This window comes from Oceanobacillus sp. E9, from assembly GCF_001741975.1.
GTDB lineage: Bacteria > Bacillota > Bacilli > Bacillales > Amphibacillaceae > Oceanobacillus > Oceanobacillus kimchii.
Genome location: NZ_LSNA01000006.1, coordinates 182369 through 199450, shown reverse-complemented (window position 1 = coordinate 199450; position 17082 = coordinate 182369). Strand labels below are relative to the sequence as shown.

13 protein-coding genes and 1 pseudogene are annotated in these 17082 nt (G+C 33.4%); 5 read left to right on the top strand and 9 right to left on the bottom strand.

What is annotated here, in order from left to right; translation table 11 throughout:
- The first annotated feature begins 36 nt into the window (after positions 1-36).
- The gene (locus AQ616_RS07875) at positions 37-1983 is read left to right on the top strand and encodes a BglG family transcription antiterminator (protein WP_069685468.1); all 1947 of its coding nucleotides are present in this window, start codon (positions 37-39) and stop codon (positions 1981-1983) included.
- 95 nt (positions 1984-2078) lie between these two features.
- Here AQ616_RS07875 and manA read toward each other — a convergent pair whose 3' ends face one another.
- The 5 genes from manA to AQ616_RS07850 all read right to left on the bottom strand — a co-directional run bounded on the left by manA (position 2079) and on the right by AQ616_RS07850 (position 8501).
- Positions 2079-3038, bottom strand: coding sequence for a mannose-6-phosphate isomerase, class I (gene manA / locus AQ616_RS07870; RefSeq protein WP_069685467.1), 960 nt, complete (start codon positions 3036-3038; stop codon positions 2079-2081).
- A gap of 179 nt (positions 3039-3217) precedes the next feature.
- Complete coding sequence (locus AQ616_RS07865) at positions 3218-4333, bottom strand: Ger(x)C family spore germination protein (RefSeq protein WP_069685466.1); 1116 nt, start codon at positions 4331-4333, stop codon at positions 3218-3220.
- A complete protein-coding gene (locus tag AQ616_RS07860; RefSeq protein WP_069685465.1) occupies positions 4323-5396 on the bottom strand; it encodes a GerAB/ArcD/ProY family transporter in 1074 nt (357 codons plus the stop codon). Before AQ616_RS07860 ends, AQ616_RS07865 begins: the two co-directional genes overlap by 11 nt.
- Entirely contained in the window at positions 5383-6708 is a 1326-nt protein-coding gene (locus tag AQ616_RS07855; protein WP_069685647.1) for a spore germination protein, read from the bottom strand. Before AQ616_RS07855 ends, AQ616_RS07860 begins: the two co-directional genes overlap by 14 nt.
- A 260-nt stretch (positions 6709-6968) precedes the next feature.
- A complete protein-coding gene (locus AQ616_RS07850) occupies positions 6969-8501 on the bottom strand; it encodes a DHA2 family efflux MFS transporter permease subunit (RefSeq protein ID WP_017797949.1) in 1533 nt (510 codons plus the stop codon).
- 57 nt (positions 8502-8558) lie between these two features.
- Here AQ616_RS07850 and AQ616_RS19580 point away from each other — a divergent pair, with 57 nt between their 5' ends.
- Positions 8559-8723: a hypothetical protein gene (locus tag AQ616_RS19580; protein ID WP_168156633.1), complete on the top strand. Its 165-nt coding sequence runs from the start codon at positions 8559-8561 to the stop codon at positions 8721-8723.
- Between the two features lie 250 nt (positions 8724-8973).
- Complete coding sequence (locus AQ616_RS07845) at positions 8974-9867, top strand: TetR/AcrR family transcriptional regulator (RefSeq protein WP_069685464.1); 894 nt, start codon at positions 8974-8976, stop codon at positions 9865-9867.
- 77 nt (positions 9868-9944) lie between these two features.
- Here the strand turns inward: AQ616_RS07845 and AQ616_RS07840 are convergent, their stop codons facing one another.
- On the bottom strand, positions 9945-10625 hold the full coding sequence (locus AQ616_RS07840; RefSeq protein ID WP_017797951.1) for a ribonuclease YeeF family protein: 681 nt from the start codon (positions 10623-10625) through the stop codon (positions 9945-9947).
- A 391-nt stretch (positions 10626-11016) separates the two neighbouring features.
- On the opposite strand from AQ616_RS07840, the gene AQ616_RS07835 reads away from it, so the two are divergent.
- A complete protein-coding gene (locus tag AQ616_RS07835) occupies positions 11017-11730 on the top strand; it encodes a DUF6612 family protein (RefSeq protein ID WP_069685463.1) in 714 nt (237 codons plus the stop codon).
- A 186-nt stretch (positions 11731-11916) separates the two neighbouring features.
- On the opposite strand, the gene AQ616_RS07830 is transcribed toward AQ616_RS07835, so the two are convergent.
- From AQ616_RS07830 to AQ616_RS07820, 3 genes are all read right to left on the bottom strand, one after another.
- The gene (locus tag AQ616_RS07830; RefSeq protein WP_069685462.1) at positions 11917-12480 is read right to left on the bottom strand and encodes a sigma-70 family RNA polymerase sigma factor; all 564 of its coding nucleotides are present in this window, start codon (positions 12478-12480) and stop codon (positions 11917-11919) included.
- A 329-nt stretch (positions 12481-12809) separates the two neighbouring features.
- On the bottom strand, positions 12810-14408 hold the full coding sequence (locus AQ616_RS07825) for a BCCT family transporter (protein WP_017797954.1): 1599 nt from the start codon (positions 14406-14408) through the stop codon (positions 12810-12812).
- 172 nt (positions 14409-14580) lie between these two features.
- Positions 14581-16158 carry a glutathione ABC transporter substrate-binding protein gene (locus AQ616_RS07820; RefSeq protein WP_069685461.1) on the bottom strand — a complete coding sequence of 526 codons (1578 nt, stop codon included), beginning with the start codon at positions 16156-16158 and terminating at the stop codon, positions 14581-14583.
- A 643-nt stretch (positions 16159-16801) separates the two neighbouring features.
- Between AQ616_RS07820 and AQ616_RS07815 the strand changes: the two are divergent.
- Positions 16802-17071, top strand: a pseudogene (locus AQ616_RS07815) (TIGR04197 family type VII secretion effector); the annotation flags it as partial.
- Positions 17072-17082: the final 11 nt, after the last annotated feature.

Sequence of the window (17082 nt, the reverse complement as noted above, 5' to 3'; positions counted from 1 at the left end):
AGCTCCCTTCTCTACGTTTGAAGGAGGTGGATTACAATGGACACTAGGTTACGTGTAATGTTAAAGGAATTTATCCAAGCAAAATCTCCATTAACGAGCACTTTTATTGCTAATATTAACCATGTAACATCTCGAACAACGAGAGATGATATTAAAAAATTGAATCAACAACTTCACGTGTATGGAGCAACAATTCAATCTATTAAAGGAAAAGGATATCAATTATCCATTCAAAATGAAGATGAATTTCATCGTTTCTTAACCATGGAATGGAATCAGGAATCTAATTCCAGAAACACTCCAAATACTCCCGAACAACGTGTCAAATATATTGTTAGACGATTATTATTTACAATGGACTACATAAAACTAGAACAATTAGCAGATGAGATGTATATTAGTAAATCTACCATTCAAAATGATATGAAGTTAGTACGGCAACAATTGAAACCTTTCGAACTAGATATCCATGTTAAACCTAGTCATGGTATTAAGATCATTGGAGAAGAAATAAAAATACGATTTTGCATGGCAGAATTTTTTGTTGATCGAGAAAACGATTCACATGCGGATGTAAAACCGCATTATGAATTTGTTACATTACCGCATCATCAGTTGAGAATGATTAAAAATATAATCATCCAACAATTGGGCTCACATCAAATGACCTTATCAGATATTGCCATTCACAACCTATTTATTCATATTGCTATTGCTGTCTTACGTATTAGAGACGGACACCCCATCGATTTCAATGCAGCACACATGGAAGAAATGCAAGATATGAAAGACACAAAAGCATATTATGTCGCAGAGAAGATTGTGGAAGATACAGAAAAACAATTACAATTATCTTTTCCAAAGACAGAAACAATTTATGTCGCTTTACATCTTCTGGGTACAAAAATGGTTGCCTCTACCAAAATAGACAGTACAGATATTGAATCTATCTTAGATCCCTCTATTTATAAACTTGTGGTGCTCTCATTAGAAAAGATTGAAGAGGAAATGCATCTCGATATAAGTAAAGATAAAGAGTTAATGATTAGTCTAGGGATGCATCTAAAGCCAGCGATGAATCGATACAAGTATGGAATGAATATTCGCAATCCTATGCTTTCACATATTAAGAAAAACTACCAACTCGCTTTTCAAGCTGCTGTCTATGCAGGAGTTGTCATCGAAGAGAAAACAGGTATAACAATTGATGAAAATGAAATCGGTTACCTTGCGCTACACATTGGTGCAGCAATGGAAAGAAACAAATTAAAAAAAGGACCAAAGCGTTGCCTAGTTGTGTGTGCATCTGGTATGGGTACTGCGCAATTAATTTATTATAAACTCAAATCAAAGTTTGAAGGAAAAATGGAAGTGGTGGGTACTACCGAATATTATCGTTTACGTGATTACCCACTTGATGATATCGACCTAATTATTTCCTCTATTCCTATTAAGGAAGATATACGAATTCCAGTCATTGAAGTCAATGCAATAATTGAAGAAGATGATTTACAACATATTCAATCATTTATATCTGGCAAAGAAACAAATCTACTATCCAAATATTTGCATGAGGCGAATATCTTTTTAAACTTAGAAGTTGCTTCTAAAGAACAAGTACTAAAGTATATGACCGTACATCTCCAAGAGAACGAATACGTAGACACAGATCTTTTAGATTCCATTTATGAACGAGAAAAAATTGCACCGACCTCATTTGGAAATCTAGTGGCTATTCCACATCCACTAACACCGAAGTCGGAGCAAACTTTCATTTCTATCGCAACGTTAAAAGAACCTATTGTATGGGCAGATAAAACTGTACAATTTGTTTGTCTATTAAGCGTAAAAAGAAACAGTCAGGAGGATTTACAATCCCTATACGAAACCATCGGGAAAATCATCGACCGCCCTTCTATTGTCCAAAAGCTTGTGCAAACAAAGGATAAGAATACGTTTATAGAGATAATTAAGCAAGTTTAAAACAGCTCTAGAATACAAAAAGTGAGTCCCCATCGTTTGGAGACTCACCCACCTATACTTCATTAAAACGTAGCAATTTCCCACCTATTTCGATATTAGGAAGGATGAGATACGATACATTCTGCATTTCCTTCTAGTTCATATTTTTTTATGCCTTGAGGCAATATAAAGTTTGAACCTTTTTCAATAGTAAACTTCTTATCCCCTATTTTAATCGTACCTGTTCCTTCAACTACGCTTACTTGTAAAAAGTCTTTATCGAGTAATTTTGTTACATTTCCTTGTATCTCCCAATGATATACTGCAAAGTAGCCCGTTTCAATTAACTTTCGAATTGATAAGTCTTCTTGCACTTCTTCTGATGGTTTAATTTTAACGTCTTGATGCGGTACCATCGTCACTTCTTTCGCTTTTTCTAAATGTAGTTCACGTTTATTTCCCTCTGAGTCTTTACGATCATAATCGTACACGCGATATGTAATATCGGAGCTTTGCTGGGTTTCGAGAATAACAATCCCTTTTCCGATTGCATGTATAGTACCGCTTGGAACATGGACAAAATCTCCCTTTGCAACAGGAACTCGTTTTAATAATTGATTCCAATCACCTTGATCAATCATCTGATTTAATTCTTCTTTTGTCTCTGCATGGTGACCTAGGATGAGTTCCGCGCCAGGCTCTGCATCCAATACGTACCAGCATTCAGTTTTACCATATGATTCATGTTCAACTTCTTGAGCATATGTATCGTCAGGGTGAACTTGCACAGATAAATCATCATTCGCATCCAATATTTTAATGAGTAATGGATACGCTTCATTCGAGTCATATATTTTATTAAATAACTCCCCATGATGTTCCCACGCATCTATAAGTGTTTTCCCTTGTAAAGGACCATTTATGATTTTACTTGGCCCGTGCTTATGAGCAGAAATCACCCATGCCTCGCCCGCTCTTTCATATAAGCTCTCGTATCCAAATAATTCTTGTAGCTTTTGCCCTCCCCATATTCTTTCTTGCATTACTGGTTCTAAAAATATCGGTTCTTGATACATATTGTATTCATCTCCTCAAACGCTTTCGTATAACTATTATTATAACAAATCCGAATGAAGCCTTGTTTGATTTTTATTGTAGAAGGTCGCTAAGAATTGCGTGGTTCCATTCTAATCAAAGGTAAGTAATTTTTATAACCGAAATATTAATAAAATGTTCAATAATAGAAGGGACAGTGTTATCTCACACTATCCTCCTCCCAGTCTTTAAAATCATCGTTATTCAAGTTTCTAATTTTACCATTATTCTCAATTACAGCCTCTACTTCTACGTTCACATTTATATTTGGATATAATTCGTTTAGAAAGTTTTTTAGTTCAGAATTAGTATAGTTTTTACGTAAACGATCGCTAATACCTAATATATCAACTTGTTTCTCTTGCAATTTCTGTACGAGTTGAAGCGTAACGTTCTTCATTTTTTCTTCAAACATTCGTTGAATATCTTGATCGGTCAAGTGATCATCTGCTTCAGCAACGATTACAACAAACTCTAATTTTATCGTTAGATCAATATTTTCTCCATTTACTGTATAGTCATATTTTACATCTCTTTCTACCAACTCTACATTAGTTGTATCATCTATAGTTACAAATGTTTTTATCACATTTTCATCATTAAGTAAATTCATAATCATTACCTCAACAGAACTTATCCTATCAACAATTTGTCCGTTTTTTAGAATAGAAGCTCCTAAGTAATCCATTGTTAAATCTTGATTCGAACCAATTAACGGTATCGCAATATCGCTAGTATGAGAATGTATTCCCCGGTAGACTTCCCATAAGCTCACTTCAGGATCATAAATATCCCAACCAACCTGCTTTTCTAAAAAGCCAAAAATAGGTGTTCCAACTTCTTCAAAATTACTAATCATTAATTCGAAATACTCATTCATATCCTCCTTGATAAATGCTACAGATGGCGTAGCAGGCATATCTCGCATTCTCATGAAAGTATTTATTATATTCTCGACCCCTTCTTCTCCAAGCTTTTCATCTATTACAATAAAATCGATGTGCTCCGAATCAATGGTCGTTTCAATCTTTTTTCGAATTTGTTCAATAGCGTCTACTAATGTTTTACCTTTCCCATCCACTTTCGCCAGATTTCTTTGCTCAGAAACAACAGATACAGGAATGATATAATACACATGATATAATTCTTCTTCTTTCGTAACTCCCATCATAATTGGCATTGAACGATAGTTAATATCTCGTGAGTCCCAGCACCCACTGAGTAACATCAAAATAAATAACGTACTTAGAATCTTTATCCAATAATTATATTTCATGCTTTTGCCTTCTTCCTATCCAAAAGATGAAAATCAAAAGACTAATTATAGAATAGAATCGAAATGGTACGAGCCACAAAATATGACTTTGTACTTGCTCCCACGTAGATATCATATTCGCAACAAAAGTAATTCCTATAACAATTACTACTAATGCAATCGACGCATGGAGATTACTTACTTGAAAAATACTTTGATACATCATTCGTAATATATGTAATAACATACCTAAAAATAAAGTAGCGTAAATGAGTAGACTTAAGCCAAATAAACTAGTAAGAGTTTCAAAAATAGACCACTCGACATCAACAGAAGCCAACATTTCGATATATGGAAAAGTAAAATTTCTTGCAACTTCATAACCAAATACCGACATAGGGGAATAAGCAGATATAAATATAATTGGAATCAAAAACCACGATGACCAAAATATAATTTTAAAATTATATTTATTCTTCTTTGGTAAGAAGGCTAGAAATAAAAATGTCGGAGATAGAATCAGAAACCCCGTAATAAAAGGAATATCCAATAAAAAGTCAATATTATCAACCTTCATTGGAAATATGTAATACCATTTTGCATTATAAAAAGACAATAAGAAAATAATTACAATAACAAACCCCGAGGTTGCCATAATTAAAAAAGCTGTACGAAAAATACTTTCCATCGATCCTAGACCGATATAAGTCGCTGTTACAATAAATAAGATCATAACATATAAAATTGGTGTCTGATTTAGAAATAACACAGTTGTAAATTCAGCATAAGTACGAACAGCAGTAATTACTGTTCCAATTAAAAATAAGCTTAATGGGATAAAAACTACTATTGAAACTAACCAACGGTTTTTAGGTAAATGTTCTAAAATATTGGGTTTCTTTAATTTCGATATCCCATATAAAAAGAGTCCTATTATAAGAATGTATGAAATCCCATGTAATAGAACAACCAACCAATGTCCATTTTCGACCGTATCAAGAATTAGTGTTGGATAAAGAAGAAACATTAATCCTAAATTCACAATAAAAAAATAGGTTATAATCAATAGATTACTGATTTTCACTTTGAATCCCTTCCTTTTTCCATCGGACATAAGGTACTCCAAAATTTGTAATCCGGGCAATATAAGCACACAGTACTAATAGTCCAATAACATGTCCTAGAATTCCAAATAAAGCCGAAAAAATCACAATTACATACTTCATAAGACGTAGAGTAACTCCATTCTCAAAACTTATAATTATTCCATTGGCAATAGTGGTTGCAGCAATAACGATGATCAATACTCCACTCACTAGACTTGCTTCTACAATTGCTTGCCCCAAAATGATTCCACCAACAACTCCAATCGTATTAGATATGGAAAGTGGTAAACGTACTGCAGCTTCCGTAATTAATTCAATTAGTAATAACATAATCATTATTTCTATGAAAGCAGGGTAAGGTACAAATTGCCTGCTTTCTGTTATGGAAAGTGCTAATTGAATTTTTAACATTTCGGGATTGATTGTTATCAAGGCAACATATAATCCAGGTAAAAGAAGTGCAATCAAAATCCCTATAATACGTAAAGCATACAAGGCATAAACAAATACACTTAAATAATTACTATCACTTGGCTGTTTGAATACATCAAAAACTGTATTGAATAATACCAATGCAAACGGGTAGCCATCCATAAAAAAAACAATTTTTCCTTGCTCTAAATATTCTATTGCATTTTCTGGTAATTCCGTAGAAGATATACGTGTAATTAAATCAAACTTTGAAAATCCAAGTGCAACATGAATATCTTTCACCTGTTTAATTTCATTTGGATATCCCTCAATTTTCTTCTTGATTTTTTGTACCATTTTTTCTTCTGTGGTTCCCTTTAACATAATAAAAGAAAAACGACGATTTCTTTTACCATGTTGGGTTGTGATTACTTCAACATCCTTTGATCGATACTTACTACGCATTAGTCCAATGTTTTGTTGACTATTTTCTGTAAAAGCATCCTTTGAACCATAAATAATTGACTCATTCACAGGTACATCTATACTTCGATATAAAGATTGTGAGAATGGATCAATAATTAGAGACACTTCTCTATTACGATTCCAAACAACTAATTTCCCTTCATACAAAGCTTGAATCAGTTTACTGGATTGAAGTTTCTCCCATGGCATTTTTTCTGAACGAAAAGTATATTTCCCTGATTGATTCTCATCTTCCTCATGAACTAATGTATCAATCATTTTCCAAGTTTTAGAAAAGTCCACCAAGCTTTCAAAACCTATGACGTCATAAAGAGTATCATTTATTACAATCGCCTTCACTTTCAAATCTTTGTTTTTCTTTTTTAGTTCATCTACCTGGTTGATGAAATCCATTTTTAGCACCCTTTCGCTTCTCCTACCTTTATTAATGAACCAGGAAGCGAATTTTCATGCAAATAAATCTAAATTTTAGGTGGCAAATGGTTATGATCACTATGAAGACATTACTTATGATCTTCCATTATGTATAAGGATTTATTCACCAAGATTTTTTTAAAAGGGGAAGAATAGTATCATAAAATAAACTCATATACTAAAAGAGCATTGTCATTATAAATGACAATGCTCTTATTACATCAAAATTTTATACGAAATTAAGAACTATACTCTGTTTTATTTCTAGTTTTTAGTTTTTCTTTGGTAATCATTTTCCCATCTGTACCAATTCTACGAATAAAGAAAGATAAGACTAAAGCTATTCCCATAATTAATAAGGAAATAAAGAAAGAAAAGTTAATTCCCTGAAGCATTGCTTCATTCATAATCTCTGCTTCCATTGTTGCCATCGCTTGTTCAGATGGCATTTGACTTGGGTCTATACTATTCATTGCAGATTGTGCTAGTTCTTCCGCTTTTGTTTCTGTTCTATTATTCATAATTGTAATAAGTAAAGCTGAGCCAATTGCTCCTGAAACTTGTTGCAACGTATTGTTCATCGCTGTACCATGAGGATTCTCATGCATTGGTAACTGATTTAAACCGTTTGTCATAACAGGCATCATTACCATCGACATACCGAAACTACGTATCGCAAATACGAGCATCATCTGTCCAAACGTTGTTTCCAAGTCCAATTGAGTAAAAAAGTAAGTCGTTGACATCGTAATTAACAATCCTAGAATCGCTAATGTGCGTGCACCAAACTTATCAAACAGTCTTCCCGTAATTGGAGACATGAATCCCATTACGAGTGCACCAGGTAACATTAATAATCCAGCTTCAAATGGTGTAAATCCTCGAACTGTCTGTACGTATAATGGCAGTAAAATCATTCCGGAGAATAGTGCCATTGCTAAAACGATCGAAATCGCAGATGATAATGCAAACATTGGGTATTTAAAAATCTTAAACTGTAGCATGGGCTCTTCCATTTTTAATTGGCGCAGAACTAAAGCAATGACAGAAATGACACCTATTATAATTGTTCCATATACATATGGGCTACTCCAACCTTGTTCTCCAGCAGAACTAAATCCATATAATAACCCCCCGAAACCAAAGCTAGATAATATAATTGAAAATACATCAAGTTTAATTTCACGTTGAGGAGTTACATTCTTCAGCTTGAACATCCCAATAATTAATGATAGTAATGCAATTGGAATAACAATATCAAATAAAGTTCTCCAGTCATAATGTTCTACAATCCATCCTGATAATGTCGGGCCTAGAGCTGGTGCAACGACCATTACCAGACCGAATGTACCCATCGCAGTTCCACGTTTTTCAATTGGAAAAGCAGTTAGCATAACGTTCATCAGTAATGGCATCATTACCGCTGAACCTGCAGCTTGTATTAATCTTGCAATAAGCAGTACGGCAAAGGTTGGAGATATACTCGCCAACACTGTTCCGATTGTAAATAACGACATTGCCGTTAAAAATAAACTTTTATTTGTAAAGCGTTGAATCAAAAATGCACTCGCAGGTATTAATATACCATTTACCAGCATATAACCATTTGTTAACCACTGCACAGCAGTTGGGCTAACTTCAAACTCGTTCATAATGGATGGCAATGCAACATTAAGCAAAGTCTCATTTAAAATTGCAACGAATGCACCAATAAATAATATTGCGATCATACCGTAAGGCGGTTTTTTATGAAGTGATTCTACATTCGTCATCATCTTACCTTCTTTCTTATATATATTTCATAGTAGCTATAGCTTCAATTATAGTGCGTGTTCAAAAAGGATGATGGAAAGGACCAAGAAGATCGAGGCGGCGTAGCTTTGAGTACCGAAACGTATGCAGTTAATACGCAAGGAACGGAAAAGCAAGCCAACGAAGAAATTGGATGTGTCATTTTCATCGGACTTTATGAACAACCTCTTAAAACAAATTAATAACTTAATTATCTAGACTCATAGTATAAATATACAAAAATATCATCTATCTACTCATTCTATCAATTCAGTACTCATCCGTTTTTAGGAAACTTTTTTCATTTTATACCCATAGTTCAAAAAATGCAATACTTAAGTTTGTTAAATTTCATTAAAGTTGATATATCAAATCTTTTTAGATAAAATTAAATTATACTAGCGTTATAAAAAGGAATTTATTCACTTAAATTTTCAAATAAGGATAGATTTGATGAATCATAAAAAAAAGCAAATTATTGATGCTGCTCAATCGTTATTTATAAAAAAAGGATTTACTTCTACTTCTATTCAAGATATTTTGAACGTGGCATCTATATCAAAAGGCACGTTCTATAACTATTTCACTTCTAAAAATGAATGCTTAATCGAGTTGTTACAATTAATAAGAGAAGAAATAGTTTATGAACGTAAACATCTGGAAACTTCAAAAGAGGCTAGTGATAAATCTGTTTTTATTAAACAAATCGCAGTGCGGTTTCATATTGATAGAAAACATAATTTACTTGCGTTATTTTCATCATTACCTACTGCATCCAAAGAGGATGATGAACTTCACATTTATATCAAAACTCAGTATTTACAAGAGATCGTTTGGATTGCAGAACGATTAACTTCTATTTATGGAAAGTTTATAAAAAAACACGCTTTTGATTACGCCGTAAGTTTACTTGGAAATTTACATTTCACTTCCAAAGTTATGTACGATGTGAAACCTCATATTTTAGAAGTAGAAACCATTATTAACTTCTCTTTATCCCAGTTAGACAATATTATAAATACTCATTCAAACGATAAGCCTATTCTTTTCCAAACGGAATATTTTCATCCTTATATGGAAAAACCAAATGGTTCTATAAAAGAATTCAAATTCGAAATGAAACAAATATTAGCAAACTTAGAACAACAAATTAATCATGCTAATGAACCAAAAACAAGTCACTTTATTGATTTCTTGTATGGAGAATTAGAAGCACAAGAACCAAGAATTTTCCTTTTAGAAAGTGTTATCCAATCTTTAATTCATGCATTTGAAGGGTCTGATAACGAAAAAAATGCCAGGCACTTATTAACCTTGCTTTGCTATATGGAAAAACAAGAATCATAAAAAACGCTGTCTAACAAGTCGTAACTTCACTTGTTGACAGCGTTTTTTTATTATAAATCGTTCAAATAAATGGCTTTTTACCCCTGTCTCTTCAATCGGTCTATAAACTCCTGATGAAATTCATAATGAAATAATTGTTTCGCTTCATATGTTCCTACACTTATATCTCGATTGGTAAGCAATCCATTTAATTCAGACATATATTTATTTACGTTTTTTATATCTACAAACTGGTTATTCAAGATATTTGCAGCATTATGATCAAATTCGTACATCTTGTCCACTGTATCCAAGACATGTTTTCTAGAACGACTAATATTTTCATGAAATTCTTGGTCATCTAAATTAGGGATGGAGACAATATCCCTAATAGAAGAAAGACTACGATTAACGGAGTCGGTAAGTGACATGGTCACATTGCCAGCTTTTTTTAATGACTGCTCCACATCTCTACGTAAAAACTCTTCATCAATCCTGCCACTATCACTTGGTTCAATTTGATATAAATTCATTCTTATTTTTCTTAAATTTGCATCATAATTTTCAATCATATCCAGTACGTATTGTTGTAAAGGCAAGTGTGTCTCACGATAAAAAGTACGTACCGATTCAGCAGCTTCCCCTGTAAACATCTCCTCAGACTCTAATAGACTATTTACAGCTTTTTTCATTTCATCAAGCTTTTCACGAGATTGATCCAGCATAGATTGTGTTTGATCAATTTGTGTATGTAGTTGTTTAATATCCATTGTTTTCATATCTAACACACCACCTTTGATGAATGCCAGTTATTCCTATCCATTTCTACATTCATTCAAATCATTCTCATACTATTATAATAAAAGATATCCTAAATGATAAGTAGTTTTCTGATAATTAAATCAATTGAACTAAAACGTAGGGTGACTTTTTATCAAAATAGTGCTTTTCACATAGAAACATTTGTGTAATGAATTTCATATCAAGCTATTTTATATGCAAATATATCTGAATGTTGCGCTATTTTCATAGAAGTTTATATGTATTCTTTATATCATTGTTCGACAATTTCTCTTTATTATATCCTACCATATGTATATCCAACAATAATAGACACCTTTAGACCCATATAGTATACTTAGCACGATGATGCTAAAAGGACGTGAAGTCATGAAGAGATTGGTTTTGCTTTTATTATTTACAATTATTATCTTATCAGCTTGTTCAGAAAATAAGGAAGATATTGTTGAAAAAGCACTACAAACAGAAGATACTTTAGAAAGTTACGCTACAGATTATGGAATTGCAATCAATGTCGAGACAGAATTTCGTAATGAATCTTCTTCCGTACAAGGAAATGCAACCATTGTGGAAAATCCAGCAGCACTACATCAGGTTTTCACATCAACAACGTCGAATAATGAATCCTCCGTAGAAGGATATATGGTTAAAGAAGATAGTTATATTAAAGAAGGTGATTCAGAATGGATCTACCAACAAATAGAACCAGACGCTATACAATTTGAACCATCCTATCACGATATTCTTAGTATTATTGAGCAAGTACATGAAAATACGGAGTTTACAGAACAAGATAGTACATATCAACTTTCATTTGAGGGATTTAACCGACAAATATATGATGCGTTATCAAGCCCCTTTAGCGTAGAACTTACAGGCTTCGAGCTTGATGATGATGTAGAACAAAAACTAGTCATTTTAATTAACAAAGATGACCACACCATACAATCATTACAATACGATATTGTAGCAGAGAATTCGGATACAGGAAAGGTCACAATGGACATCCACATGGACTACAATAATTTTAATGAAGTGGAAGAAATCACTATCCCTGAGGAAGTGAAAGATTCTGCTTCCTAATATGGATGAAGCACAAGCCGACTACCAACAATTGATAGCCGGCTTTATTTATGGAAGCACATCGTTGCAGGGAGTGTGTTACTTTCCTTCCAAGTCTGCTTCACCATACTTATCTCATATATACGCAGCTTAAGGTAAAAATAATCCTTTTTTATGTTCATCAGTTTGAATTTTCCAAAATCCTTATTAAAATTTTTTTAAATTTTCCCATCCTGCTGATCGAAGTTTCTTTCTAACCTCTCTTGCCCAACCTTTGACTGCTACTAATGTAACTTTTTCTTGATTGGCTATTTCCTGTTGAGACATTCCCTCTATTACATAATAACGTACCCATTTCCATTCTTTTTCTGTAAGTAAACTACGTATTACTTTCCAGAATTCTCTATTTATGTCCATTTCACTTCTAACTTCCGCCTCGTTGTCTATCAATATATGACTAACTCCCGTAGGATTACGATAATTTCCAGATGTGGTATCTACTTGATATTGTTTTTTAAACTTTTCCAATAGCTCCTTCTCTTTCCCCCCTTTTCGAATTGCGTCGATGAGTCGATTTCTAATCGTATAATTCATATATGTGGAAAGTGGTCCTTTATCTGGTTGATAGTTTTCATATGCTTTCCACATTGCCACCAAACCTTCTTGAAAATATTCCTTGTCTTTGTCGTCGATTTGCAATTGATGTATTTGGTAGTACACCCTCCGCTCATTTTGCTTTAGAAATTCCTCTAAATCCCTGTTTTCATTCATTTTTATTCCTCCTGTAAATGTAAAGTACTATTATCATAGCTAACTGTTTTTAGAAATACATTTTTGCTAAAACGTCTTTTCTTAGTAAAAAAACACCGTTCTAAAGATATTTTTTAATTTTGCTTACACCTACCATAGATAAAATTGAATTTTGACGTAAGTTTTAGCAAGTTAAGATACAATTTTATTTTCAGTCATATTTGTTAGGAAAGAGTCTTTTAGGACGCTCTATTTCTCAATTGTTAATAGGATAGGTTTAAATGAATACAAAAAATCCGAACGATGGTTATTGATAAACGCATCGTACGGATTTTTTGTACTGCAAGAATCTAGTCGAAACTTCTCTTACCTTTATTCTTATTATAATACTTCTTATCTTCTTCTCTAACATTTGTAATCCATGCACGATCCTTATCCATCATTTTCTTGGCCGCGTAAATCGTCAAGAACTGAATAAAGATGATCGGTAATCCCATTAGACCAGATACAACTTCTAGCGGTGCTAAACCACCAATTCGCATTAAGATAAGTGCTACAATTGTAATAATAGCTGCAATTATAATACGCAAATTCCTTGAAGGTTCAGCTTTACTCATATTTTCCGTACCTGCATAAGATGCAATCGTATACGTTGTTGAATCGAGTGTTGTAGTTAAGAAAATCATAGCGATTATGATAAATACAATCAATACTATATTTCCTAATGGTAAGGAAGATAAAATTGCCGGTATCGCCGCCAATGGGTCTTGATTAGATATAATATCTAAGACCGCAACTTCACCATTTAAATATTTATATACACCTAATCCTCCTAATACTCCTGATGCAATCCAAGAAATCATTGTTGGAGCAAGAAGATACGTTAGAATCATTTCCTTAATCGTACGCCCTCTAGATATTTTTGCAGCAAACACACTGTGTAACATCGCCCAAGTAGCATTATAAGCAAACCAGAAAATAGTATTACTTTCGATATGTGATGTTTCTCCACTACCCAAAGCATTGGTATGGAAAGAAATATCGGCATAATTAGAAATTAAAAATCCAACCGTATCTGTAAAGTAATTGAGAATAAATACTCCTGGACCAATAACCATAATAAATAATGCGAATGCTCCAGCTAAGTACATATTCAAAGTACTTAATCGCTTAATTCCTTTTTCTATACCCAGGTAAGCACTAATAGAGAATAGTAATACCCAAACCACGGTGACAATTAATGTTAAACCAAACGATAGCTCTATATTTAGTAATTCTGCTAAATTATAGGTAACAATCGGTGCTCCTAAACCTAATGTAACTGCAGCACCTGATAAGATACTAATTAGGAATAAAACATCTAGCACTATACCACCGATTCCATCAGTAAATCGATCACCGAATAGTACTCGACATGCTTCAGATATACGCATCATTGGCCGTTTTTTAACATGTAAAATATATCCCATTGCTGGAGCAGCCATTACAAATACTGCAAATACTTGGAAGCTCCAAAGAAACATGCTATACGCACTTCCCCATAAAATGGCAGCATCTGAACCAACTTCTGCTCCAAACGGTGGACTTACTGCCACATTACCCCATTCTATCATCGCTGTACGCATAATCGTTGATCCTAAACCCATTGCAACTAAAATGGATGCATACTCAAATAATGTGAAACGTGGCTTTTCCATCGGATCTCCTAATACAACTTTTCCATATTTTGAAAATGAAAAATACAGACCAGCCACGAGTAATATTATTCCATACCAAAGATAGCCCCAACTAAAAGAATCTACTACTGTATTAAATATGGAATTTAAAAGCGATAAAGATTCATCTTCATATAAAGATAATGGAATACTAATTCCTATAATAATAATGATAGCAGGTAGAAAAATCTTATAATCTATAAGTCCTTTCCTTGAACTTTTATCTTTACTCACGGTAAGTACCTCCTACTAAATGAATTCAACTGTGTTTACCACATAAATTTACAGAATAAACATATACAGTAGGAACTATTGGTAAAAAATTACCTATTACGTATAATTTATATATAGATATTAAAAAACCGAACCAACCATGTTCAGGTCAGTTCGGGCGTAAGCACTATTGTTATTCTTTTTTTGTTACATCACGTAAATATGGAAAACTACTTGGAAACTGATAGAAGCCTTGTACTTCATCACGCAAACCTGCAAGTAATACGGAGTGATAAAGTGGAACGATTGGAGCTTCGTCAATAATTATTTGTTGTGCTTCCTGATATAATTCGAGCCTTCTTTCTTTATTTCCTTCTTGTCTTGCTTCTTCCAATAATCCATCCACTTCCTCATTTGCATAAAAAGAGCGATTCCCTGGATCACCTATATTTTCAGAATGGAACATTGGATACAATCCATAATCCGCATCTAATGTTACAGTGCCCCAACTTCCAACAAACATATCAGCTCCACCATTACCAGTAGTCTCAAGATAATTACCTATTTCCGTCATTTGTATTTCCACATCAATGCCTATTTGTTGAAGATTTGATTGAATTACGGTTGCTATATCACTTGTAGTCGTATCATAAGCCATAACTGTTGTTTCAAATCCTTCTTCATAACCAGCTTCACCTAATAACTCTTTTGCTTCTTCAACATTTTGTTCAATTGGCAGCAATTCATCACTATGCCCGAAAACAGTTGGAGCAAGTGGACCTTTTGCAGGTATTGGGATTCCATTCATTGCACCATTAACGATTTCATCTTTATTGATACTCATTGCGATTGCTTGTCGAACTCTTTCATCTGTAAAAGGTTCTCGTTCTACATTAAACCCAACATAGGTCATGCTCGCACTTTCTGACTGTTTCACATAAGTTCCTTTATTAGAGTCAATTTCTTCTACATTATTAGCATTTACTGGATAGATAATATCTGAATTACCAGTTTGAATTTCTGCTACACGTGTTTGATCTTCCGGAACAGATCGGAAGGAAATAGCTTCTACACCGGCCTCTTCACCCCAATAATTATCATTTTTAGTCAGGGTGATTTCACCATCTATTGACCTTTCATCAAACTGAAAGTATCCCGTACCAACAGGTTGTTCATTAATGGTTGTAAAAGGTTGCTCGCCATTTTCAATTGCTTCATTATCTTCTTTAATTGATTCTAAGCTAATCATATGACCACCTGGATGGGCCAAGTGAGATGGCAATGCTGAAAAAGGATATTCCGTTTTAATATGCACGGTATATTCATCTACTACCTCTACTTCTTCAATCATATCGAATAAAAAGGCTAACGGAGATCCAATTTCTGGATCAAGCACACGATCTAAATTTGCTTTTACAACCTCTGCATTAAAAGCACTACCATCGTGAAACAATACATCTTCACGTAGTTTCGCCTCCCATACAATATCTTCAATCTGCTCTAAACTTTTTGCTAACGCTGGTTGAAGCTCTAATTCTGTATTTTGTTCCCATAGCGTATCATACATCGGATTCATCACATATAACGAATTCCCATCATTTGCTGCATGTGGATCTAACGAGACCGGTTCGGCTGCCAAACTTACATTTAGTTGGTTGTTTTTACCTTGGTCGTTATCACTCGATTCTTCCTTAGAACTACCGTCATCTGAACAAGCAGCAAATACAATTGAAAAAACTATAAAAATACTAATCATAACGCTTTTCTTCATTATTCCCACCCCATTTTATCTAATTGTATGTATAAGAATATATAATTCCCATAAGAATAATAAGGTTTATTATAGTTGAAGATATACCTCTATTAAAGAGATATGCCTAATAAATCAAATTATAATATTATTTTATTCGTATTAGTCCTTATCCTTTACACGAATTTCGAGACCGGAAAATTTCTTCGCAAAAAAATATAAAAGAATGTCATGATAAGTGAAATCAAAATATAAAGAACAAGCAACCATCCAATTAATAAAAATAATGATAAAAGCCTTTCCCCTACTAATGAAAAATTTTCATTCAAATCACTAAATCTAAGTAACATGATCATAATCAATAGAAACAATGGAAAATATAAGTATGCCACTACTTTCAAGTAACACTGGTAATCTCTTGTTTCTGGACCTTAACTTTTATTTGATACCCATCTTTACAGCTCCTTCCAACATTGTTATATAGTAATTTTTTCCTGATTTTTATATAAATAAATCAATTTTAGGTAATTAGCATGGTTTTAGTGTTATTTATTCAGTTTCAATTGAAAATTGTTCTTCTACTGCTATAATAAGACTGAAAATAAATACTATACGAAAGAGTACTATGTATTAGAAAATTATAATACAGCTAAATAAGGAGTGAATTCCATTGTTTATTAGTAGCTTTGCAAGTGCCGAAGAAATCGCAACAAAAATGCAAAATGCCTCTGATGCAATATCTAACGCCACCAACAAAACAATCCTCAAAGCGACCAACACCACTGTATCTGTAAATACAAAAGCACAAGAGGCAAATGAAGAGGCCGTACAATTAGCTCAATTATTCAATCAATCCTTCCGAACGACTATCCAGAATATCCAGTCCGTAGCTAGTGATTTCGAAAGATTAGATGATGATCTTGGTAATGGTTTTGCAGGTCCTTT

What these genes read in the sequence shown, in the direction of transcription:
- AQ616_RS07830 (WP_069685462.1), bottom strand. Translation starts at nt 12,480, where the DNA reads ATGAATGAAAACAGGGATTTAGAGGAATTTCTAAAGCAAAATGAGCGG.
- AQ616_RS07820 (WP_069685461.1), bottom strand. Translation starts at nt 16,158, where the DNA reads ATGAAGAAAAGCGTTATGATTAGTATTTTTATAGTTTTTTCAATTGTA.
- AQ616_RS07875 (WP_069685468.1), top strand. Translation starts at nt 37, where the DNA reads ATGGACACTAGGTTACGTGTAATGTTAAAGGAATTTATCCAAGCAAAA.
- AQ616_RS07835 (WP_069685463.1), top strand. Translation starts at nt 11,017, where the DNA reads ATGAAGAGATTGGTTTTGCTTTTATTATTTACAATTATTATCTTATCA.
- AQ616_RS07845 (WP_069685464.1), top strand. Translation starts at nt 8,974, where the DNA reads ATGAATCATAAAAAAAAGCAAATTATTGATGCTGCTCAATCGTTATTT.
- AQ616_RS07840 (WP_017797951.1), bottom strand. Translation starts at nt 10,625, where the DNA reads ATGAAAACAATGGATATTAAACAACTACATACACAAATTGATCAAACA.
- manA (WP_069685467.1), bottom strand. Translation starts at nt 3,038, where the DNA reads ATGTATCAAGAACCGATATTTTTAGAACCAGTAATGCAAGAAAGAATA.
- AQ616_RS07850 (WP_017797949.1), bottom strand. Translation starts at nt 8,501, where the DNA reads ATGACGAATGTAGAATCACTTCATAAAAAACCGCCTTACGGTATGATC.
- AQ616_RS07855 (WP_069685647.1), bottom strand. Translation starts at nt 6,708, where the DNA reads ATGGATTTCATCAACCAGGTAGATGAACTAAAAAAGAAAAACAAAGAT.
- AQ616_RS07865 (WP_069685466.1), bottom strand. Translation starts at nt 4,333, where the DNA reads ATGAAATATAATTATTGGATAAAGATTCTAAGTACGTTATTTATTTTG.